Raw genomic sequence first — 1,034 nt, forward strand, 5'->3', positions numbered from 1 at the left:
CGCAGCGCAGATTACCAATCATATAAATTCCTTCGACAGAGCATACTTCCTGTAAGGAACGTAATCAAGCGTTCCGTAACCAGGAAGGATGCCATGACAGCATTAAGACAGAGGATGATCGAGGATCTCCAGCTTGCCGGGATGAGCGAGAGAACGCAGGAAGCATATGTTCGTGCAGTTCGACATTTGTCGGAATACTGCGACAAGTCACCTGACCAGATCGACGAGGAAGAGATTCGCTCGTACTTCCTTCACGTGAAGAACGAGAAGAAGTGGGCCAGACCCACATACACGATAGCGATCTGCGGCATCAAGTTCTTCTGGGAGCAGACGCTCAAGAGGGACTGGTCGATCATCGGTATTATACGTCCAGCCCGAGAGAAGAAGCTGCCGGTTATTCTCACCCGCAGGGAAGTCATGACCATCATGGGGAATGTCAGATATTTCCGGTATCGGGTATGCCTTGAGACGATCTATTCCATGGGATTACGCCTTCAGGAAGGCACCAGGCTGCAGGTATGCGATATCGACAGCGCGAGAATGGTCATCCATGTACGTAATGGAAAAGGCGGCAAGGATCGTTATGTGCCACTGCCCAAACGTACTCTTCAATTACTGCGTGAGTTCTGGGTAATGCACAAGAATGAGATCTGGATCTTCCCCAGGGTCGGTAGAGGACGGGCCGGCAGGTATGATCTTTCGAGGCCCTTCAACGAGCCGTTTTCAAAAGAAGTCGTACAGGCTGCCTTCAGGGAAGCCCTGAAGTCCAGCGGTATCCGCAAGAAGGCTCATGTGCATACCCTACGTCACTCATACGCAACTCATCTGCTTGAGGTTGGTGTCAATCTGCGGCAGATCCAGACAAATCTGGGGCACAACAGCCCCGCGACAACCTCGATCTATACACACCTGACAGGTGTGGCCCGGGAGAAAGCCAGACAACACCTTGACGACATCATGAATGAACTGCCCTGATCTAACGAATCATGATAGAGATGGCGGATATCTTCCGCCGGTACAGGGATGAATATCTC

General features: G+C 51.5%; 1 protein-coding gene. It reads left to right on the forward strand.

From position 1 onward, the window contains the following. Positions 1-93 precede the first annotated feature (93 nt). Entirely contained in the window at positions 94-975 is an 882-nt protein-coding gene (locus K8S15_04520; protein MCD4775299.1) for a site-specific integrase, read from the forward strand. Positions 976-1,034 lie beyond the last annotated feature (59 nt).

It is taken from the genome of Candidatus Aegiribacteria sp. (genome assembly GCA_021108005.1).
In the GTDB taxonomy this organism is placed as follows: domain Bacteria; phylum Fermentibacterota; class Fermentibacteria; order Fermentibacterales; family JCC-6; genus Aegiribacteria.

Excerpts from the sequence above, each read along its gene's own strand:
- K8S15_04520 (MCD4775299.1), top strand. The coding sequence starts at position 94 with ATGACAGCATTAAGACAGAGGATGATCGAGGATCTCCAGCTTGCCGGG.